General features: G+C 66.0%; 16 protein-coding genes and 1 pseudogene. 12 read left to right on the top strand and 5 right to left on the bottom strand.

All coding sequences use genetic code 11. The features are described 5' to 3' along the window. Positions 1-92 precede the first annotated feature (92 nt). From CL52_RS18500 to fba, 3 genes are all read left to right on the top strand, one after another. Positions 93-284: a hypothetical protein gene (locus CL52_RS18500; protein ID WP_043222350.1), complete on the top strand. Its 192-nt coding sequence runs from the start codon at positions 93-95 to the stop codon at positions 282-284. An 18-nt stretch (positions 285-302) separates the two neighbouring features. Continuing rightward, positions 303-635, top strand: coding sequence for an MliC family protein (locus tag CL52_RS18495; RefSeq protein WP_041108632.1), 333 nt, complete (start codon positions 303-305; stop codon positions 633-635). A 146-nt stretch (positions 636-781) separates the two neighbouring features. After that, positions 782-1,846, top strand: a complete 1,065-nt coding sequence (gene fba / locus CL52_RS18490; protein ID WP_043222348.1) for a class II fructose-bisphosphate aldolase — start codon at positions 782-784, stop codon at positions 1,844-1,846. Positions 1,847-1,949: 103 nt separating this feature from the next. Here fba and CL52_RS18485 read toward each other — a convergent pair whose 3' ends face one another. Next, positions 1,950-2,348 (bottom strand): response regulator, encoded by a 399-nt coding sequence (locus CL52_RS18485; RefSeq protein ID WP_041108316.1) that lies wholly within the window; start codon positions 2,346-2,348, stop codon positions 1,950-1,952. Between the two features lie 246 nt (positions 2,349-2,594). Between CL52_RS18485 and CL52_RS18480 the strand changes: the two genes are divergently transcribed. The 6 genes from CL52_RS18480 to CL52_RS18455 all read left to right on the top strand — a co-directional run bounded on the left by CL52_RS18480 (position 2,595) and on the right by CL52_RS18455 (position 7,243). Continuing rightward, positions 2,595-3,221 carry a class I SAM-dependent methyltransferase gene (locus CL52_RS18480; protein WP_043222346.1) on the top strand — a complete coding sequence of 209 codons (627 nt, stop codon included), beginning with the start codon at positions 2,595-2,597 and terminating at the stop codon, positions 3,219-3,221. 171 nt (positions 3,222-3,392) lie between these two features. After that, entirely contained in the window at positions 3,393-3,671 is a 279-nt protein-coding gene (locus CL52_RS18475) for a DUF3509 domain-containing protein (protein ID WP_041108314.1), read from the top strand. 58 nt (positions 3,672-3,729) lie between these two features. Further along, complete coding sequence (locus tag CL52_RS18470; protein ID WP_043222343.1) at positions 3,730-4,203, top strand: PA2171 family ribosome-binding persister protein; 474 nt, start codon at positions 3,730-3,732, stop codon at positions 4,201-4,203. A gap of 196 nt (positions 4,204-4,399) precedes the next feature. Beyond that, complete coding sequence (locus CL52_RS18465; RefSeq protein WP_043222341.1) at positions 4,400-6,595, top strand: putative bifunctional diguanylate cyclase/phosphodiesterase; 2,196 nt, start codon at positions 4,400-4,402, stop codon at positions 6,593-6,595. A gap of 87 nt (positions 6,596-6,682) precedes the next feature. Then, positions 6,683-6,988, top strand: a complete 306-nt coding sequence (locus tag CL52_RS18460) for a hypothetical protein (RefSeq protein WP_041108309.1) — start codon at positions 6,683-6,685, stop codon at positions 6,986-6,988. Between the two features lie 63 nt (positions 6,989-7,051). Further along, the gene (locus tag CL52_RS18455; RefSeq protein WP_041108307.1) at positions 7,052-7,243 is read left to right on the top strand and encodes a hypothetical protein; all 192 of its coding nucleotides are present in this window, start codon (positions 7,052-7,054) and stop codon (positions 7,241-7,243) included. 6 nt (positions 7,244-7,249) lie between these two features. Here the strand turns inward: CL52_RS18455 and CL52_RS18450 are convergent, their stop codons facing one another. Together CL52_RS18450 and yccS are read right to left on the bottom strand one after the other, a co-directional pair. Further along, on the bottom strand, positions 7,250-8,431 hold the full coding sequence (locus CL52_RS18450; RefSeq protein WP_043222338.1) for a BaiN/RdsA family NAD(P)/FAD-dependent oxidoreductase: 1,182 nt from the start codon (positions 8,429-8,431) through the stop codon (positions 7,250-7,252). Positions 8,432-8,487: 56 nt separating this feature from the next. After that, positions 8,488-10,683 carry a YccS family putative transporter gene (gene yccS / locus CL52_RS18445; protein ID WP_043222336.1) on the bottom strand — a complete coding sequence of 732 codons (2,196 nt, stop codon included), beginning with the start codon at positions 10,681-10,683 and terminating at the stop codon, positions 8,488-8,490. A gap of 181 nt (positions 10,684-10,864) precedes the next feature. Here yccS and CL52_RS18440 point away from each other — a divergent pair, with 181 nt between their 5' ends. After that, positions 10,865-12,343: an alkaline phosphatase PhoX gene (locus CL52_RS18440; protein ID WP_043222333.1), complete on the top strand. Its 1,479-nt coding sequence runs from the start codon at positions 10,865-10,867 to the stop codon at positions 12,341-12,343. 3 nt (positions 12,344-12,346) lie between these two features. On the opposite strand, the gene CL52_RS18435 is transcribed toward CL52_RS18440, so the two are convergent. Both CL52_RS18435 and dbpA read right to left on the bottom strand, forming a co-directional pair. Beyond that, positions 12,347-13,240, bottom strand: coding sequence for a DMT family transporter (locus CL52_RS18435; RefSeq protein ID WP_043222331.1), 894 nt, complete (start codon positions 13,238-13,240; stop codon positions 12,347-12,349). Between the two features lie 92 nt (positions 13,241-13,332). Beyond that, positions 13,333-14,712, bottom strand: coding sequence for an ATP-dependent RNA helicase DbpA (gene dbpA, locus CL52_RS18430; RefSeq protein ID WP_041108297.1), 1,380 nt, complete (start codon positions 14,710-14,712; stop codon positions 13,333-13,335). Between the two features lie 140 nt (positions 14,713-14,852). Here dbpA and CL52_RS18425 point away from each other — a divergent pair. Beyond that, a pseudogene (locus tag CL52_RS18425) lies at positions 14,853-15,391 on the top strand (ATP-dependent zinc protease family protein). 631 nt (positions 15,392-16,022) lie between these two features. Beyond that, positions 16,023-16,283 carry a DUF4212 domain-containing protein gene (locus CL52_RS18420; protein WP_041108293.1) on the top strand — a complete coding sequence of 87 codons (261 nt, stop codon included), beginning with the start codon at positions 16,023-16,025 and terminating at the stop codon, positions 16,281-16,283. Positions 16,284-16,288: the final 5 nt, after the last annotated feature.

Here is a 16,288-nt window from a genome sequence, read left to right as displayed (position 1 = left end):
CGCGTGAGGGTCGGTGCAGGCGAAACGCTGGCAACCCTGGGCGGGCGATGTGGTCAGTTGCTTAGTCGCGCACCAGGAAAAGGGGATGGTCCATGCGTTTCGCTCTAGTCACCGTATCTGTTCTGGCGCTGGCCGGCTGTGCCAGCGGCGCGCCCGGTTCGGCCTGCGAGGTCATTGACCCACCACCGGCCAGCAGCCCGACCGTGCAGGATAGCCAGCGCCTGGAGATGCAGAGCACCGGCGACCCGACCGCGCCGATAGTCGATGACGCGCAGGATTGTTGAGTGCCGCAGGGGAGCGCCATGAAAGCACTGTTGTCGATCGGCCTGGCGCTGCTGCTGAGCGCCTGCGCGCACTGGCAGTCCGGGCCGGATGCGCCCTTCGTACGCTGGAAGTGCCAAGGGGGCGAGCACATCGCCTGGCGCTATGCGGACAAGGCCCACAGCGCCGTCGACTTGCGGGTCGGCGACAGCGGCACGGTATACCGCCTGCGCAAGGAACCTGCCACGCTCGGGACTTTCTATAGCGACGGCGTGATCGGCTTTCATGACAAGGGCAGCACCGCGCTGGTGTACCGCATGGCCGATGACAAGCTGCTCGCCCAAGGCTGCAGTGCTTCGCTGATCAATTTCTAGCGAGGCCGCGAACACTTGGCGCGCGTCTGGCATTTCTCGGCGCCGCCACTACAATGCCGCGCCGCATCTGCTGCGCTTGAACAGCGTTGGCCGCTGCGGCAGGCTTTACACGATCAAACGACCCCCAAACCGGGAGAAAGGAAACCATGGCACTCATCAGCATGCGCCAGATGCTCGACCACGCCGCCGAGTTCGGCTACGGCGTGCCGGCCTTCAACGTCAACAACCTCGAGCAGATGCGCGCCATCATGGAAGCGGCCGACAAGACCGATTCCCCGGTGATCGTCCAGGCTTCGGCCGGTGCCCGCAAATACGCTGGCGCGCCGTTCCTGCGCCACCTCATCCTGGCGGCGATCGAAGAATTTCCGCACATCCCGGTGTGCATGCACCAGGATCACGGCACCAGCCCGGACGTCTGTCAGCGTTCGATCCAGCTCGGTTTCTCCTCGGTGATGATGGACGGTTCGCTGCGCGAAGACGGCAAGACCCCGGCCGATTACGAGTACAACGTGCGCGTGACCCAGCAGACCGTGGCTTTCGCGCATGCCTGCGGCGTCTCCGTCGAGGGCGAGCTGGGCTGCCTGGGCAGCCTGGAAACCGGTATGGCCGGTGAGGAAGACGGCGTTGGCGCCGAGGGCGTGCTCGATCACAGCCAGCTGCTGACCGATCCGGAAGAGGCTGCCGACTTCGTTGCCAAGACCAAGGTCGACGCGCTGGCCATCGCCATCGGCACCAGCCACGGCGCCTACAAGTTCACCAAGCCGCCGACCGGCGACACGCTGTCGATCCAGCGCATCAAGGAAATCCATGCGCGCATCCCGGACACCCATCTGGTGATGCACGGTTCCTCCTCGGTGCCGCAGGAGTGGCTGAAAGTCATCAATGAATTCGGCGGCGAGATCGGCGAGACCTACGGCGTGCCGGTCGAAGAGATCGTCGAGGGCATCAAGTACGGCGTGCGCAAGGTCAACATCGACACCGACCTGCGTCTGGCCTCCACCGGCGCGATCCGCGAATTCCTGGCGAAGAACCCCAGCGAATTCGACCCGCGCAAGTACCTGGCCAAGACCGTTGCCGCCATGCGCGACATCTGTATCGCCCGCTACGAAGCGTTCGGCACCGCCGGCAATGCCTCGAAGATCAAGCCGATCTCCCTCGAAGGCATGTTCCAGCGTTACGCCAGCGGCGAGCTTGACCCCAAGGTCAACTGAGTCGCAGAGGATAAAAGGAAGGCCCGCTCGATGCGGGCCTTCTTTTTTTCGGAAACCGTTGACCGTGCCGGCCGCGGCTGCCGCGGCTGCCGCAGCGTGGCAGCTAGTGCGCGGCTGCGTCGCCGTTGCCCATCAGCTGCTGGATCTGGCTGCGCAGCGAATCCAGTGAGAAGGGCTTGGCCAGCACCGGTGCGGTGCGCGCGATCGGGCTGCCGGTTTCGTAGATCTCGATTGGATAGCCGCTGATGAAGATCACCTTCATTTCCGGGCGCAGCTTCAACGCCGGCTCGGCAATCGCCACCCCCGACACGCCGCCCGGCAGCCGGAAATCGGTCACCAGCAGATCGAGATGCGGCTTGCTGGCGAGAATCTCGAACGCCCGGTTGGCGCAGTCGGCCTCGATGACCTGATAACCCTCGCTGGCCAGGTAATCGGAAAGCAGGCAGAGAATGTGCGGCTCATCTTCGACGAGCAGCACGACTTTGGAGGAGGTTGAGTTCATAACTGCCATGGGCGTTTCTCGAACTTCGAGCAGGGTTAGCGAACGGCGGGCATGCCAGCAACAGTTGGGCCTCTTCGCAGCGAGCAAGTTCAGCGACCCGGCCGGGCGGTACACGCAAGACCCTTGCCAGTTCGGCCAGGACAGGATGTCGGTCAGTATGCAACGTCCATGTGACAGAGGGAATCAAAGGCTGGCAGGCTGCTACTAATGTACTGTTGGTAGCCCATTCCCTCGACGGAGGCCTTCGTGAGTTCGAACGACCCCTGGATTGGCGTGGCACAGCGCACGCTGGAGCACTACCGAAGCAACGCGGAAACTTTTCGTGAAGGCACCCGCGACCATGATGTCAGCCAGAACATTCAGGCACTGCTGCGTCATCTGCCCGCCGATCGGCGCTTGAGTATTCTCGATCTGGGCTGTGGCCCGGGGCGCGACCTGAAGACGTTCACGGCGCTGGGGCATGAGGCGGTCGGTCTCGACGCGGCCGAGCCGTTCGTCGAGATGGCGCGGCGGGACTCCGGCTGCGAAGTCTGGCAGCAGAATCTCCTGCAGCTTGATCTGCCCGAGGGGCGCTTCGATGGGGTGTTCGCCAACGCGGTGCTGTTCCATGTGCCGAGCCAGGCCCTGCCGCAGGTGCTTGGTCAGCTGTACGCGACGCTGCGTCCGGGTGGCGTGCTGTTTTGCTCGAACCCGCGTGGGGGCAACGAGGAGGGCTGGCAGGGCGATCGCTACGGCGTCTGGTACGACTGGCCACGCTGGCGCAGCCTGGTCGAAGATGCCGGCTTCCTGGCCCTGGAACACTATTACCGACCGGCCGGGTTGCCGCGTGAACAGCAGCCCTGGCTCGCCAGCGTATGGCGTCGGGAAGTGTGAACCACCCCGCAGTTTGCATGCCGTTTGCCCGGACATCTTGCGTAATGCAATGTCACGTATTCAGTGACAATTTGCTAAATACTTGAAAAATAAGGGAAAGTTTTAAAGCGTCAGGCTGGCATGATCGCTGCTCTGTGCTCCCGTGCTGGAAACCAACCGGAGTACACAACAATGACCGCTGCACAGCAATTTCTCACTGCCGCCTTTCCCGAGTTCGATGTCTCGACCACTGCGCGCCCGGACGGTGGGCTGCTGCTGACGCTGAGCAATGACGATCGAGTGATCGCCAAGCGCGCCGTATCGCGAGGCCAGACGCTGTCCACCACGCAGATGCAGTGGCTGGTGAGCTCGATTCGCCGAGACCTGGCATTGGAAGCCGGAATGTCCCCAGCCGTCGCCCACCTGCAGAGCCAGAGCCGTACCGGCCTGCCGACCTACGAGTACGCCTGATGGCGCGGCCCGGGGGCGGGTGTCCCCGGGCCTAGTGAACAGCCTGGAGGATAAGAAGATGAATGCCGTTGACCTGCTGATCGAGGATCACGAACGCCTCAAGGACATCCTGACGCGCCTGACCGAGTCCACCGAGCGTGCGGTCAAGACGCGCACCGAACTGCTGCAGAAGCTGGAAATGGAGGTCACCATCCATACCCAGCTCGAGGAGCAGGTGCTGTATCCCGCCTTCAAGGAAGCCGGCGGCAAGGACGAGCTGAAGATGTATCACGAAGCCAAGGAAGAGCATCGCGCGGTGGACTCGCTGGTGCTGCCTGACCTGAAGAAGACCGATCCGGGCAGCGTCGAGTTCTCCGGCCGGATCAAGGTGTGCAAGGAGCTGCTCGAGCACCACATCGAGGAAGAGGAGTCCGAGATGTTTGCCGACGTGCGCGAACTGTTCGACGCGGCTCGCCTGGAAGAACTGGGCAAGCAGATGGCCGAGCTGCGCAACCGTCTGAAAAAGGACTTCGCATCCCGCCAGGCCGCCTGAGCCAGGCCGGGCGTGTACCGCCAGATGCGGCGCACGCCCCTGCTTGGCTGACATGAGTCAATGAGCCACAGCACCACCACTGGCACCCTTGCCTTCATTTCGCCATCAGTCCAGCGGACGGATGCTGATGGTTGCGCCAGCGCGACATTCGGGTCGCCTTGGCCTGGCAGCCACACTCTATTGGAGCAGGGGAAGCATGGAAGACCAGCTATCGGTGGTGCTGCAGCGCGTCGGCCTCGATCTCGACCGCATCCTCATACGCAAGCGGTTCCTGCAATGGCGTGCAGCCGATCGGGCGAGGCTCAACCAGGCGGCTGCCGACCCGGCCCTGGATCGCGGTCAGGCGGCGTTCGTCGAGCGACTCTACGATCACCTCGCGCAGTTCACCGAAGCCTCCGCATTGCTCGGCCCGCAAGGCAGCATCGAGCGTCTCAAACACAGCCAGACCCAGTATTACCGGCGCCTGCTGGCCGGCCCCTATGACCGAGACTACGTGCGCGACCGTCTGCTGGTCGGGCTGTTGCACGAACGGGCCGGTATCGACCTGGAGTGGTACCTGGGCGCCTATCGCCTCTACCTGTCGCACATGCTCGGCCAGATTCTCGGCGAGAGCGAGCAGGTGGCGCTGTTCGACAGCCTGCTGAAGATCGTCTTCTTCGACATGATCCTGGCGATCGACACCTATGTCGCCGCCGAACGGCAGGCGCTGGAGGACAGCGAGGCGCGCCTGGCGCGCGCCTTGCGCGGCACCGAAGATGGGATCTGGGACTGGAACGTGGAGTCAGACCGGCTCTACGTCTCCGAGCGCTGGACGCAGATGCTCGGCCTCGCGCCCCTCGGCGCGGGCAACAGCCGTGACTGGTTCGAGCGGGTCCACCCGGACGACCTGCCCGTGCTGCGCGAATCCATCAGCCGCCACCTCAATGGCGAAACCACCTCGCTGGCGCAGGAATACCGCATCCGCAGCTGGGACGACAGCTATCTCTGGGTGCTGGTGCGCGGCGTGGCCGAGCGCGATCCGCTCGGTGGCTGGCATCTGGCCGGCTCGCAGACCGACATCAGCGCGCGCAAGGCCGCCGAGGCGGGGCTGCGGCATGCCGCGCGCCACGATGCGCTGACCGGCCTGGCCAATCGGTTGCATCTCGAGGAGCTGTTGCAGGCGGTGCGGCGGCGGCCGCGCAGCCGCGAGTCGGCGCTGCTGTTCATCGACCTGGATCGCTTCAAGCTGATCAACGACAGCCTCGGCCATAACGCCGGTGATCAGGTGCTGGTGATCGTCGCGCAGCGGCTGGCATCCTGTCTGCGTGCCGGGGATCATCTGGCCCGCTTCGGCGGCGACGAGTTCGTTGCGCTGCTGGGCGACCTGGCCTGCGCCGCCGATGCCGAGCGGGTCGCCCAGCGCATGCTCACGGCGCTGCGCCAACCGTTGCAGCTGGGCGAGCGTACGCTCTCGGTCAGTGCCAGCATCGGCATTGCCCCGCTGATGCGCGACGGCCAGCCGCTCGATGCGCTGCAGGCGGCCGACCTGGCCCTGTATCGCGCGAAGTTGGCGGGCAAGGACCAGTTCGCCTTGTTTTCCGACAGCCTGCAGGTCGTCGCGACCCGCCAGCTGGAGCTGGAAAGCGCGCTCGCCCAGGCGCTCGCACGCAACGAGTTCGTCCTGCACTACCAGCCCGTCTGGGCCATTGGCGCGACCGCACCGCAGTTGGTCGGGGCCGAAGCCCTGCTGCGCTGGGAACATGATGGTGTGCTGGTGCCGCCGTCGGAGTTCATCGCGGCGCTGGAGGAATCGCGCGAGATCGTTCGCGTCGGCCACTGGGTCCTGCGTCAGGCCTGCCGCCAGTTGCGGCGCTGGCAGGAAGAAGGGCGTGCGGCGCTGCACTGCGCGGTCAACCTGTCGATCCGCCAGCTGCAGCAGTGCGACTTCTGCGCCATGCTCAACAGCGTCCTGGCCGAGACCGGTGCCGATCCCGGTTCGCTGGTGCTGGAGATCACCGAAACGCTGCTGATGCAGGACAGCGAGCTGGTACAGCGCAACCTGCGCCACGCCGCCGAACTCGGCGTGCGCCTGGCGCTGGACGATTTCGGTACGGGCTATTCCTCGCTCGGCTACCTCAAGCGCTTTCCGCTGCATATCCTCAAGGTCGATCGCAGCTTCATCGCCGGCGCGCCGGGCGATGCCGATGCCGTGGTGCTCAGCCGGGCGATCATCGGGCTCGGCCAGAGCCTCGGGTTGCAGGTGATCGCCGAAGGGGTCGAGCATGGCGAGCAGCTCGATTTCCTGCGTGAGCAGGGCTGCGATTGTGCGCAGGGCTATTTCCTCGCCCGGCCGTTGCGGGCGCAGGATCTGGAAGCGCTGCTGCCGGCGGCGGCCGAGGCGCTCGGGCACTAACCGGCGGTTTATCGGTCTACCTCCCCGTGGATCATAGGATCCAGGTATTGCCGGCTACCGCGCCGGTTCACCCGAAGGAGGTTAACGATGCGTCTGACTTATTTGCTGCCGCCGCTGCTCGGCTTGGTGCTGGTTGGCTGTGGCCAGGAAGAGGAACGCGAGCCGACCCCGCCGCCGGCTACGACTGAACAGCCCGCCACTCCGGCTCCCGCTCCGGAAACCAGCACGCCGGCCACCGGTACCGGCACCACCGGCACGGGCACTGGCACCAACAGCATGCCGTCCGACAGCACCACCGGCTCCGGCACCACCGGTGGCACCGCCGACCCGAGCGGCACCGGCACCACCAACCCGCCGACCGGCACTGGCACCGGAACTGGCAGCAGCCAGTAAGACGGGCGCCGACGCGGCCGCGAGCTTTCGCGGCCGCATGTCTTTCACTCCCAGGAGCGTCCCATGAAGCCCGTCCAGCTACTGCTCTGCGGCGCCGTCGGCGCACTGCTCGTCGCCTGCTCGCCGGAAGAGGAGAAGGATTCCTCGATCGACAATTACGAGCAGAACTCGCAGGAATATCACGACACGGCAGCCGAACCAGCCGGCCCGAACAAGCTCGTGCCGCCGGCCACCGGCACTACCGGCGACGACTGAGCCGGTTCAGACCACCTCGCCGGCGGCATGCCCGGAAGCCCAGGCCCACTGGAAGTTGAAGCCACCGAGCTGGCCGGTCACGTCGAGCACTTCGCCGATGAAGTACAGCCCCGGCGACTTCTGCGATTCCATGGTTTTCGACGACACCTCGCGCGTGTCCACCCCGCCAAGCGTGACCTCGGCGGTGCGATAGCCTTCGGTGCCGGCGGGCACCAGCCGCCAGCTGCCCAGCCGCTCGGCCACCTCGCGCAGCTCTGCCGGCGCGTATTGCTTGAGTGCGCGCGATGCGAACCAGCTGTCGCACAGCAGCACCGCCAACTTGCGCGTGAATACGTCGGCCAGCAGTGTCTTGAGCTCGATATTCGGGCGGGCGAGGGCCTGTTCCTGTAGCCAGCCGAGGGCGTCGAGCCCTGGCAGCAGGTCGATGACCAGTTCGTCACCCGGCTGCCAGTAGGACGAGATCTGCAGCATGGCCGGCCCGCTCAGGCCGCGGTGGGTGAACAGCAGGTTTTCCCGAAAGCTCTGCCCGTTGCAGCTCACCACGCAGTCAACCGAAGTACCGGACAGCTCGCTGCACAGCGCCTTGAGCGCCGGGTCGGTGACAGTGAAGGGCACCAGGCCGGCGCGGGTCGGCAGCACGGTGTGGCCGAACTGGCGTGCCACCTGATAGCCGAAGCCGGTGGCGCCAAGCGTGGGGATCGACAGGCCGCCGGTGGCGATTACCAAGGATTGGCAGTGCGCAGCACCGGCACTGGTCTGTAGCCGATAGCCGCCCTCGACGCGCTCGATCGCCTGCACGCTCGTATCCAGACGCAACTCCACGCCGGTCTCGGTGCACTCCGCGAGCAGCATGGCGAGGATGTCGCTGGACTTGTGGTCGCAGAACAACTGGCCGAGCCTTTTCTCGTGGTAGGGCACGCCATGGCGCGCGACCAGTTCGATGAAGTCCCATTGGGTGTAGCGTGCCAGCGCCGACTTGCAGAAATGCGGGTTGCCGGAGAGGAAGTTGGCCGGCTCGGTGTACAGGTTGGTGAAGTTGCAGCGCCCGCCACCGGACATGAGGATCTTCTTGCCGGCCTTGTTGGCGTGGTCGAGCAGCAGCACCTGTCGGCCGCGCGCCGCGGCGGTGGCGGCGCACATCAAGCCGGCTGCTCCGGCCCCGATGATGATCACCTCGGTCGTCAGCACCTCGTACCTCTTCGTTCACAGCGGTTGCGGGCGCGCATCTTACCCGTTGTGCGAGCTCACGGCTGCGCGTGCGGCTCGGCGGTGCGCTGGCGGATCAGGTGTGCGGCCATGCTACGCAGTGCTGCCAGTTGCCGACAGATCAAGCCGAGTTGGGTCTGCACCAGGCGGTGAGCGTCGTCGATCTCCTCCGGCAACTGCTCCAGGCGTTCGGCCAGGGCTTGCTCGGCCTCCTCGTGGAGGGCCACCGGGCGGTTATCACGCAGTGCCGTGGCGATTTCGTCGAGCGCCGCGCTCAGCCGGGCGCTGGCCTCGTCGAGCAAGGCGTCGCTGGCGTCGTCCGGCAGGGTTTCGCGGTGCGCACCGAGCGCCGAGAGGTAGTTGAGCAGGGTGTGCGAGAGCACCAGGAAACGAAAGCCGGTCTCGGCATCCTTGCGGAAGTGACCGGGCTCCAGAAGCATGTTCGACAGGGTGGTCGACAGCGCCGCATCGGCGTTGTGCGCATCGCGTCGGGCCAGGCGGTAGGCGAGGTCGTCGCGCTTGCCGCTGTCGTACTGGCGCATGATCTGGCGCAGGTACTCGCTGCTGCAGCTCAGCGTATTGGCGACCACCTGGTTGAGCCGGCGGCCCTGCCAGTCCGGCAGCACGAGAAACACGGCGGCGGCGGCGATAAGGCTGCCGAGCAAGGTATCGAACAGGCGCGGCCAGATCAGCCCGTAGCCGTCACCGACCTGGTTGAAGCAGAACAGCACCATCAGCGTGATCGCGGCGGTGGCCAGTGCGTAGCGGCTGCTGCGTGTGGCGAAGAACACCACGCCGGCGATCACCGCGAACAGTGCCTGCAGTGCCGGCCAGGGGAACAGGTCGAACAATGCCCAGCCGGCAACCAGGCCGAGCACCGTGCCGCCGATGCGCTGCACCAGCTTGGTCCGTGTGGCGCCGTAGTTCGGCTGGCAGACGAACAGGGTGGTCAGCAGTACCCAGTAGCCCTGTTCCGGGTGGATCGCGTGCAGCACCGCATAGCCGCAGACCAGTGCCAGCGCCATGCGCAGCGCGTGGCGGAACAGCAGCGAGGTGGGGGTCAGCTGCAGGCGGATACGCCCGAGTGCATCGCCGAGCGACTGTGGCTCGCGATCGAACAGCGAGCTGTCCTGTTCGCCAGCCAGCGCGTCGGGGTTGCTGGCGCTGGCCAGGCGGCTTTGCAGGGCGCCGAGGTTGCCCGATAGCGCGCGCAGCGAACGCAGCAGCCCGCGCCAGGCCGGGTTGTTCTGCTCGCGCAAGTGTTCGAGCGAGGCCTGCAGGTCGGCCAGCGCCTGGGTGTTCTGCTCGTCGTAGACGAACGGCTGGCGCAGCTGGATCGCCTCGGCCAGGGCCTGGCAGGCGCTGGCCTGCAGGCGCAGCAGGCGTTGGCAGCGGAACAGCACGTCGCTGTGGAAGAAGGCCTCGGCGAGCGCCTGGTAGGGGTAGTGCGAGGAGCTGACCCGCTCATGCAGGTCCTGGGCGAGAAAGTAGAGCTTGAGGTAGCGGCTGATCCGGCTGCCGCTGCGTGCCTGGCCCATGCGGTGCAGCAGGGTTTCCTTGGCCGCGTTGAGCGCGCCGACCACCCGGCCGTTCTGCTGCGCGAGCTCGATGCGACGCTGCTCGACGTCGAGCTGGCGCACCGGTTCGAACAGCGCAGCCTTCAGCCGGATGTAGCGCCCCAGCTCGCGATACAACCGGGCCAGGCTTTGCTGTACCGGCTGATGGGCGAACAGCAGGTTCCACAGCACCGAGAGCACGCCGTACCAGGCGGCGCCGGCGACCAGCAGCAGCGGGTCGCGCCAGAAGTCCTCGATCACGCCGTCGCGCTGATCCACCGCGATCATGCTGTAGATCGACAGGATCAGCGTGGCCTGGGCGATGGCGCCGTAGCGCTCGCCGAGCGCGCCGAGCATCACCAAGGCAAACGCCGAGGCGGCCAGGCCGGCGACAAAGGCCAGCGGGTAGGGGAACAGCAACTGCACGGAGACCGCCGCGATGCTGAAGCAGGCGAGCGTCACCAGCAGGGCGATCAGCCGGCCGCGCCAGCTGTCGTCGGTTTCGGCCAGTGCGCTGGCGATGATGCCGAGAAACAGGGGGATCACCAGCGTCGGGCGGTCCAGGCCCCAGCTCAGGGCCATGCTGCCGGCCAGGGCGATGAACACCCGCAGGCTGTAGCCGAACTTCTCCAGCGCCCAGAGGCGACGCAGGGAGTGGCGGATCGAAGGCGTCGGCATGTCGGTGCCTTTTCTGGTCTGCGGTTGCCGGCGCCGCATGGCCCGGCGTTGATTGCGGCACAGCTTATCCGACCGCTCGTCCCTTATCACCGGGCTGCCACCGCGGTGTAACCGGAGTGCCGCAATGGCTTTGCTCTACTCGTGCGCGCCTTCCCACCACACCTACAAAAGGAATACGTGCATGACTCGTGATTATGACCCCGCTCGCCGCAACCTGCTCAAGGGCAGCCTGATCGCCGCCGCCGTCGCCGGCACGCCCTTTCTCGGTGCACTGGACGCCTACGCCCAGCGCCATGCCAGCGGCCAGGGGCGCCACCTGCGTCGCAGCAGCTACGGCCCGATCCGTCCGGTCAAGGACCAGAGCACCGGGCTCGAACTGCTGCAACTGCCCGAGGGCTTCCAGTACCGGACCTTTTCCTGGGCGGGCGACCTGATGGAGAACGGCCAGCCGGTGCCCGGCTACCATGACGGCATGGGCGTCATTGGTGTGCGTCGCGGTGCCCACGGGCCGGAAATCGTCCTGGTGCGCAATCACGAGGCGGGCACCGGCGAGCTGATCCAGGCCAACGGCATCTACGACGGCGTGACCCTGGCCAACGGACAGCGCCCGGCCGGTGGCACCACCAACCTGTACTTCCCGCTTGGCCGTGGGCATGAGGTGCGCACGCTGCCAAGCCTGGGCGGCACGCGCACCAACTGTGCCGGCGGCGTGACGCCCTGGGGCACCTGGCTGTCGTGCGAGGAAACCACCGCTGACTACAGCGGCGTCGGTGGCCGGCGGCACGGCTACGTGTTCGAAGTGACCGCCGATCCGGTGCTCACCACGGGCCAGCCGATCGTGCAGATGGGACGTTTCGCCCACGAGGCGGTGGCGGTGAACCCGCGCAACAGCTACGTCTACCTGACCGAGGATGCGCGCAACGCGGCCGGCTATTACCGCTTCATTCCGGCCAACGCCAGCCAGCAACCCGGCTCGCTGGCCGCCGGCGGCATGCTTCAGGCGGCCCGCGTGCGCAACCTGGCCAATGCCGACCTGCTGACCCCGCGCCCGGGCGACAGCTATCAGCTCGAGTGGGTCGACATTGCCGACCCGGACATGGATCCGCGGCCCGGTGCCAGCGGGCCGTTCTTCCAGGCGCACAACGCCGGTGCGCTGCGCATGAGCCGCGGCGAAGGCATCTGGCACAGTGATGGGCGGCTGTTCATCGTCGACACCAGCGCCGGCGTCGACAGCCAGGGCCGCGCCGGCTATGGCCGCGGCGCGGTATGGATGCACGATCTGCGCAGCGACCGGCTGACCTGCGTGTTCGCCTCCAGCGATCCGGAGGTGGCCAACAACCCCGACAACATCACGGTCAGCCCGCGTGGCGGCGTGCTGATGTGCGAGGACGGCGGCGGCGCCAACGACGAGTTCGGTTTCGGCGAACGTCTGCTCGGGCTGACCCGCAACGGCGAGGCCTACATCTTCGCCAAGAACAACATCGTGTTCGACGATGTTCAGGCGGCGGCGGCCGGCAAGCGTGCCTCCGGCGGCGATTATCGCAATCGCGAGTTCGCCGGGGCCTGCTTCGACCCCAGCGGTCGTTTCCTCTTCGTCAACTGTCAGACGCCAGGCATCACCTTTGCCATCTGGGGGCCGTGGCAGCGCGGTTCGCTGTAACGCTCAGTCGGTCGGCACGGCCCTGCGGCGTGGAACCAGCGTCCAGCCCAGGGTCATGCCGGCCGCTGCCAGCAGTACCGCGGCGATTCCGGCCAGTTGCGCAGGCTGCAGGTGATGGCCGAAGGCGATACGGTCGACGAGGATCGCCATGACCGGATAGATGAACGAGAGGGCGCCGGTGATGTGCGTAGGCAGCCGCTGGATCGCTCCGTACATGAGGATGAAGACCACGCCGGTATGCACTACACCCAGCGTGCCGAGCAGGCTCCAGGTGTACAGGTCGCCGGGCAGCTCGGCGAGATTGGCGAACGGTGCCAGCATCAGCATGCCGACCCCGACCTGGATCAACGCGATCAGATGCGGCGGCACGCCGCGCATCGCCTTGGTCATGAGCACCACCAGCGCGTAGCAAAAGGCGGCGCCCAGCGCGAGGGCGAAGCCCAGCAGGTAGTGGTCGCCCAGATAGCTGGCGCTGGGCTTGGCCTGGACGATCGCCAGTACCCCGCCAAAGGCCAGCAGCAGCCAGCCGAACTTGTCGCGCGTCAGCCGCTCGCCGAACAGCAGCGCCGAGAGGGCGACGAGCATGAACGGTTGCGTGTTGTAGACCGCCGTGGCGATCGCGATGGATGCATGCGAGTAGGCGGCGAACAGCAGCAGCCAGTTGAGCACCAGGGCGACGCCGCCGAGCAGCGCCAGCCCCAGCAGGCGCCAGGTCAGGTAGCCGCGCAGCAGGCCGAAGGCGAGGCAGACGGTCAGCAGCACCGGGGCGCCGAGCACGCAGCGCCAGAACACCACATCGACGACCGGCTGGCCGGAGGCGACGACGAACCAGCCGATGGTCCCGGACAACACCATTGCCGCGCTCATGCGCAGCGAACCCTGCATCAGCTCGCTCATGCCTGCCTCCTCTGTCGAACCGGCACGTTAGCGGCGGCGCGGGCCGCGCTCCATGCACAGTCGGCGCTGGATGCGGCCATACAGTTGCAGGCCTAGAGGATGCGCACCTTCAGCGAGCGGCCCTTGATGCGGCCTTCGCTCAACCGGCGCAGCGCCTTGTCGGCCGCGCTGCGCTCGATGGCGACAAAGGTCTGGTAGTCGAACACGGCGATCTTGCCGACCTTGTCGCCGGCAATGCCCGCATCGCCAGTGAGGGCGCCGAGCACATCGCCCGGGCGCAGCTTTTCCTTGCGCCCGGCCGCGATGCACAAGGTGCTCATCGGCGGGCGCAACGGTTCCTCGCTACGCGGCTTCAGGCTGGACAGCGGGTGCCAGACCAGCGGTGCCTGTTGCAGGTGCTCAATGGCTTGCGCACGGTGCGCTTCGGCCGGCGCCACCAGGCTTGCCGCCATACCCTTGCGGCCCGCACGCCCGGTGCGGCCGATTCGATGCACATGTACTTCCGGGTCGCGCGCCAGTTCGACGTTGATGACCAGGTCCAGGGCGTCGATGTCCAGGCCGCGGGCGGCGACATCGGTCGCCACCAGAACCGAGAGGCTGCGGTTGGCGAACATCGCCAGCACCTGGTCACGCTCGCGTTGCTCCATGTCGCCATGCAGCGGTTGCGCGTAGATGCCACGTGCCTCGAGGTAGTCGACCAGCTCCTGGCATTGCTGGCGGGTGAAGCAGAAGGCCACGCAACTCTGCGGGCGGAAGCACTCGAGCAGGCGCATGACCGCCTCCATGCGCTGCTCCGGCGCGATCTCGTAGAAACGCTGCTCGATCTGGCTGTCGTCGTGCAGCGCCTGCACCTCCACGCGCAGGGGCTCGCGCAGAAAACGCGCGGCCAGCTGTTCGACGTCTTCGGGGTAGGTGGCGGAGAACAGCAGCGTTTGCCGGCGCTCGGGAGTCTGCGCGACGATCTCGGCGATGGCGTCGTGAAAGCCCATGTCGAGCATGCGGTCGGCCTCGTCGAGGACCAGCGTATTGAGCCCGTCGAGCCGCAGCGTGGCCTTGCGCAGATGTTCCTGGACGCGACCGGGCGTACCGACGATGACATGGGCGCCGTGCTCGAGCGAACCGATCTGCGGGCCGATCGGCACCCCGCCGCAGAGGGTCAGGATCTTGATGTTGCCCGCAGCGCGCGCCAGTCGGCGCAGCTCCTTGGCGACCTGGTCGGCGAGTTCGCGCGTCGGGCACAGCACCAGCGCCTGGCAGCCGAAGTAGCGCGGGTTCAGGGGCTCGAGCAGGGCGATGCCAAAGGCCGCCGTCTTGCCGCTGCCGGTCTTGGCCTGGGCGATCACATCCTTGCCCTGGAGCATCGGCGGCAGGCTTTGGGCCTGGATCGGCGTCATCTGGCGATAGCCGAGGGCGTCGAGGTTGGCCTGGGTGGCGGCGCGCAGCGGCAGGCTGGAGAAGGAAGAACTGGACACGGCAGGGATTCCGGGCGGAGGGCGCAGTTTAACAGGTCGGTCGGAATGGCCTGCGGCAAACATTCTGTAAAGCGCTTGGCTGAACCCTGCGCGGCAACATGCATCCGAAAGGCATCACTGGCTTTCACGGGAGACCCGTTTTGCTTCGCCTATTGCCTTTCGCTGCCCTCTTGTCTGTCGCCCCGGTCATGGCCGAAGAGCCGCGTCTCTACGGCCGCTACGAAAACATCCGTGTCGAACCGCTGAGCCAGGTGCTGCCGGCGAAGATGGACACCGGCGCCATGACCGCCTCGCTCTCGGCCACCGATATCCAGCGCTTCGAGCGCGACGGCCAGCCCTGGGTGCGTTTCCGCCTGGCCGTGGAGGGCGCCGGTGACACCTGGTACGAGCGCCCGCTGATCGGCTTCAGCGAGATCAAACAGCGCGTCGAGGAGGGCGGTGTCGCGGCCGAGGGTGAGCCGCCGAGGGCCAGGCGCCCGTTGGTGAGCCGCCGAGGGCCAGGCGCCCGTTGGTGAGCCTCGAGCTGTGCATCGGTGACGAGCGGCGTGAGGCACAGGTCAACCTCACCGACCGCTCGCATTTCGACTACCCGTTGCTGATCGGCGCCGAGACCATTCGCGATCTGCAGGCCGCCGTCGATCCGGCGCAGCGCTACACGGCCGGCCGCCCCAGCTGCTAGCCGCGCGGAATCCGTCGCCTCGCACGCAGCCGCCTCGCGCCAGCTCGGCGCGTGCGGCTGCGTGTAGCTGCGCCGACCATCTGGCGCACTGAAAGCAACACTTGTCGATAAGTATTCGCTATCCGCGGCTGCAATGCTTCGGTAATAGAACTTCGCTAAAACTATCCAGGCTTGGTTAATTAATTCACTTCTGGTTGGATGATTTATTTGTTGGCGATATTCGGGTCGGTGAGCTTTATTTATCGATCAGTGCTGGCCGGCAATCATTTTTATTTAATTAAGCCAGAATTAAGGGCGCCATTGAATGCAATGCCGATTTACAGGGTGGCGCGTCCGGGCAGGGCAGCCGCTTCGCTGGCCGGCTGGCGCGGACGGCCGGCGAACGGATGCGGCAGGGCCAGCTAGCAAGAGGATTTGGGCGTGACCGCCGCGTCATTTTTGGCAAATTGCCTGCATCGTCGGCCGGCCGCACAGGGCGCAGGGCCCGAGCAGCCTTTCTATCGCTGCAATCCGGGCTCTTGAGCGGTTCTGGTCAGACTAAAGTCGGGGGTTTCGTTGCCTTGTACACCTTTGTTAGATTCAGGATGTGGGCTTCCTCCACTCGCGAATAACAATAAGGCGGAGAACGGCTATGGCCGAAGATAAAAACAATGCTGCTGCATACTGGAAGGCGAACGTACGCCTCATAACATGGAGCCTCGTAGTCTGGGCTCTGGTCTCCTATGGCTTTGCGATCCTCTTGCGTCCGTTATTGTCCGGCATCCCTGTCGGGGGAACGGATCTGGGTTTCTGGTTCGCTCAACAAGGTTCCATCATCACGTTCATTTTGATCATCTTCCACTACGCGTGGCGGCTGAACAAACTGGACAAGGAATTCGGGGTTGAGGAGTAACCACC

The sequence above is a fragment of the Stutzerimonas balearica DSM 6083 genome (assembly GCF_000818015.1).
Lineage (GTDB): Bacteria > Pseudomonadota > Gammaproteobacteria > Pseudomonadales > Pseudomonadaceae > Stutzerimonas > Stutzerimonas balearica.
The sequence above is the reverse complement of the archived record's forward strand: the minus strand, read 5'-3'. Positions and strand labels throughout refer to the sequence as shown.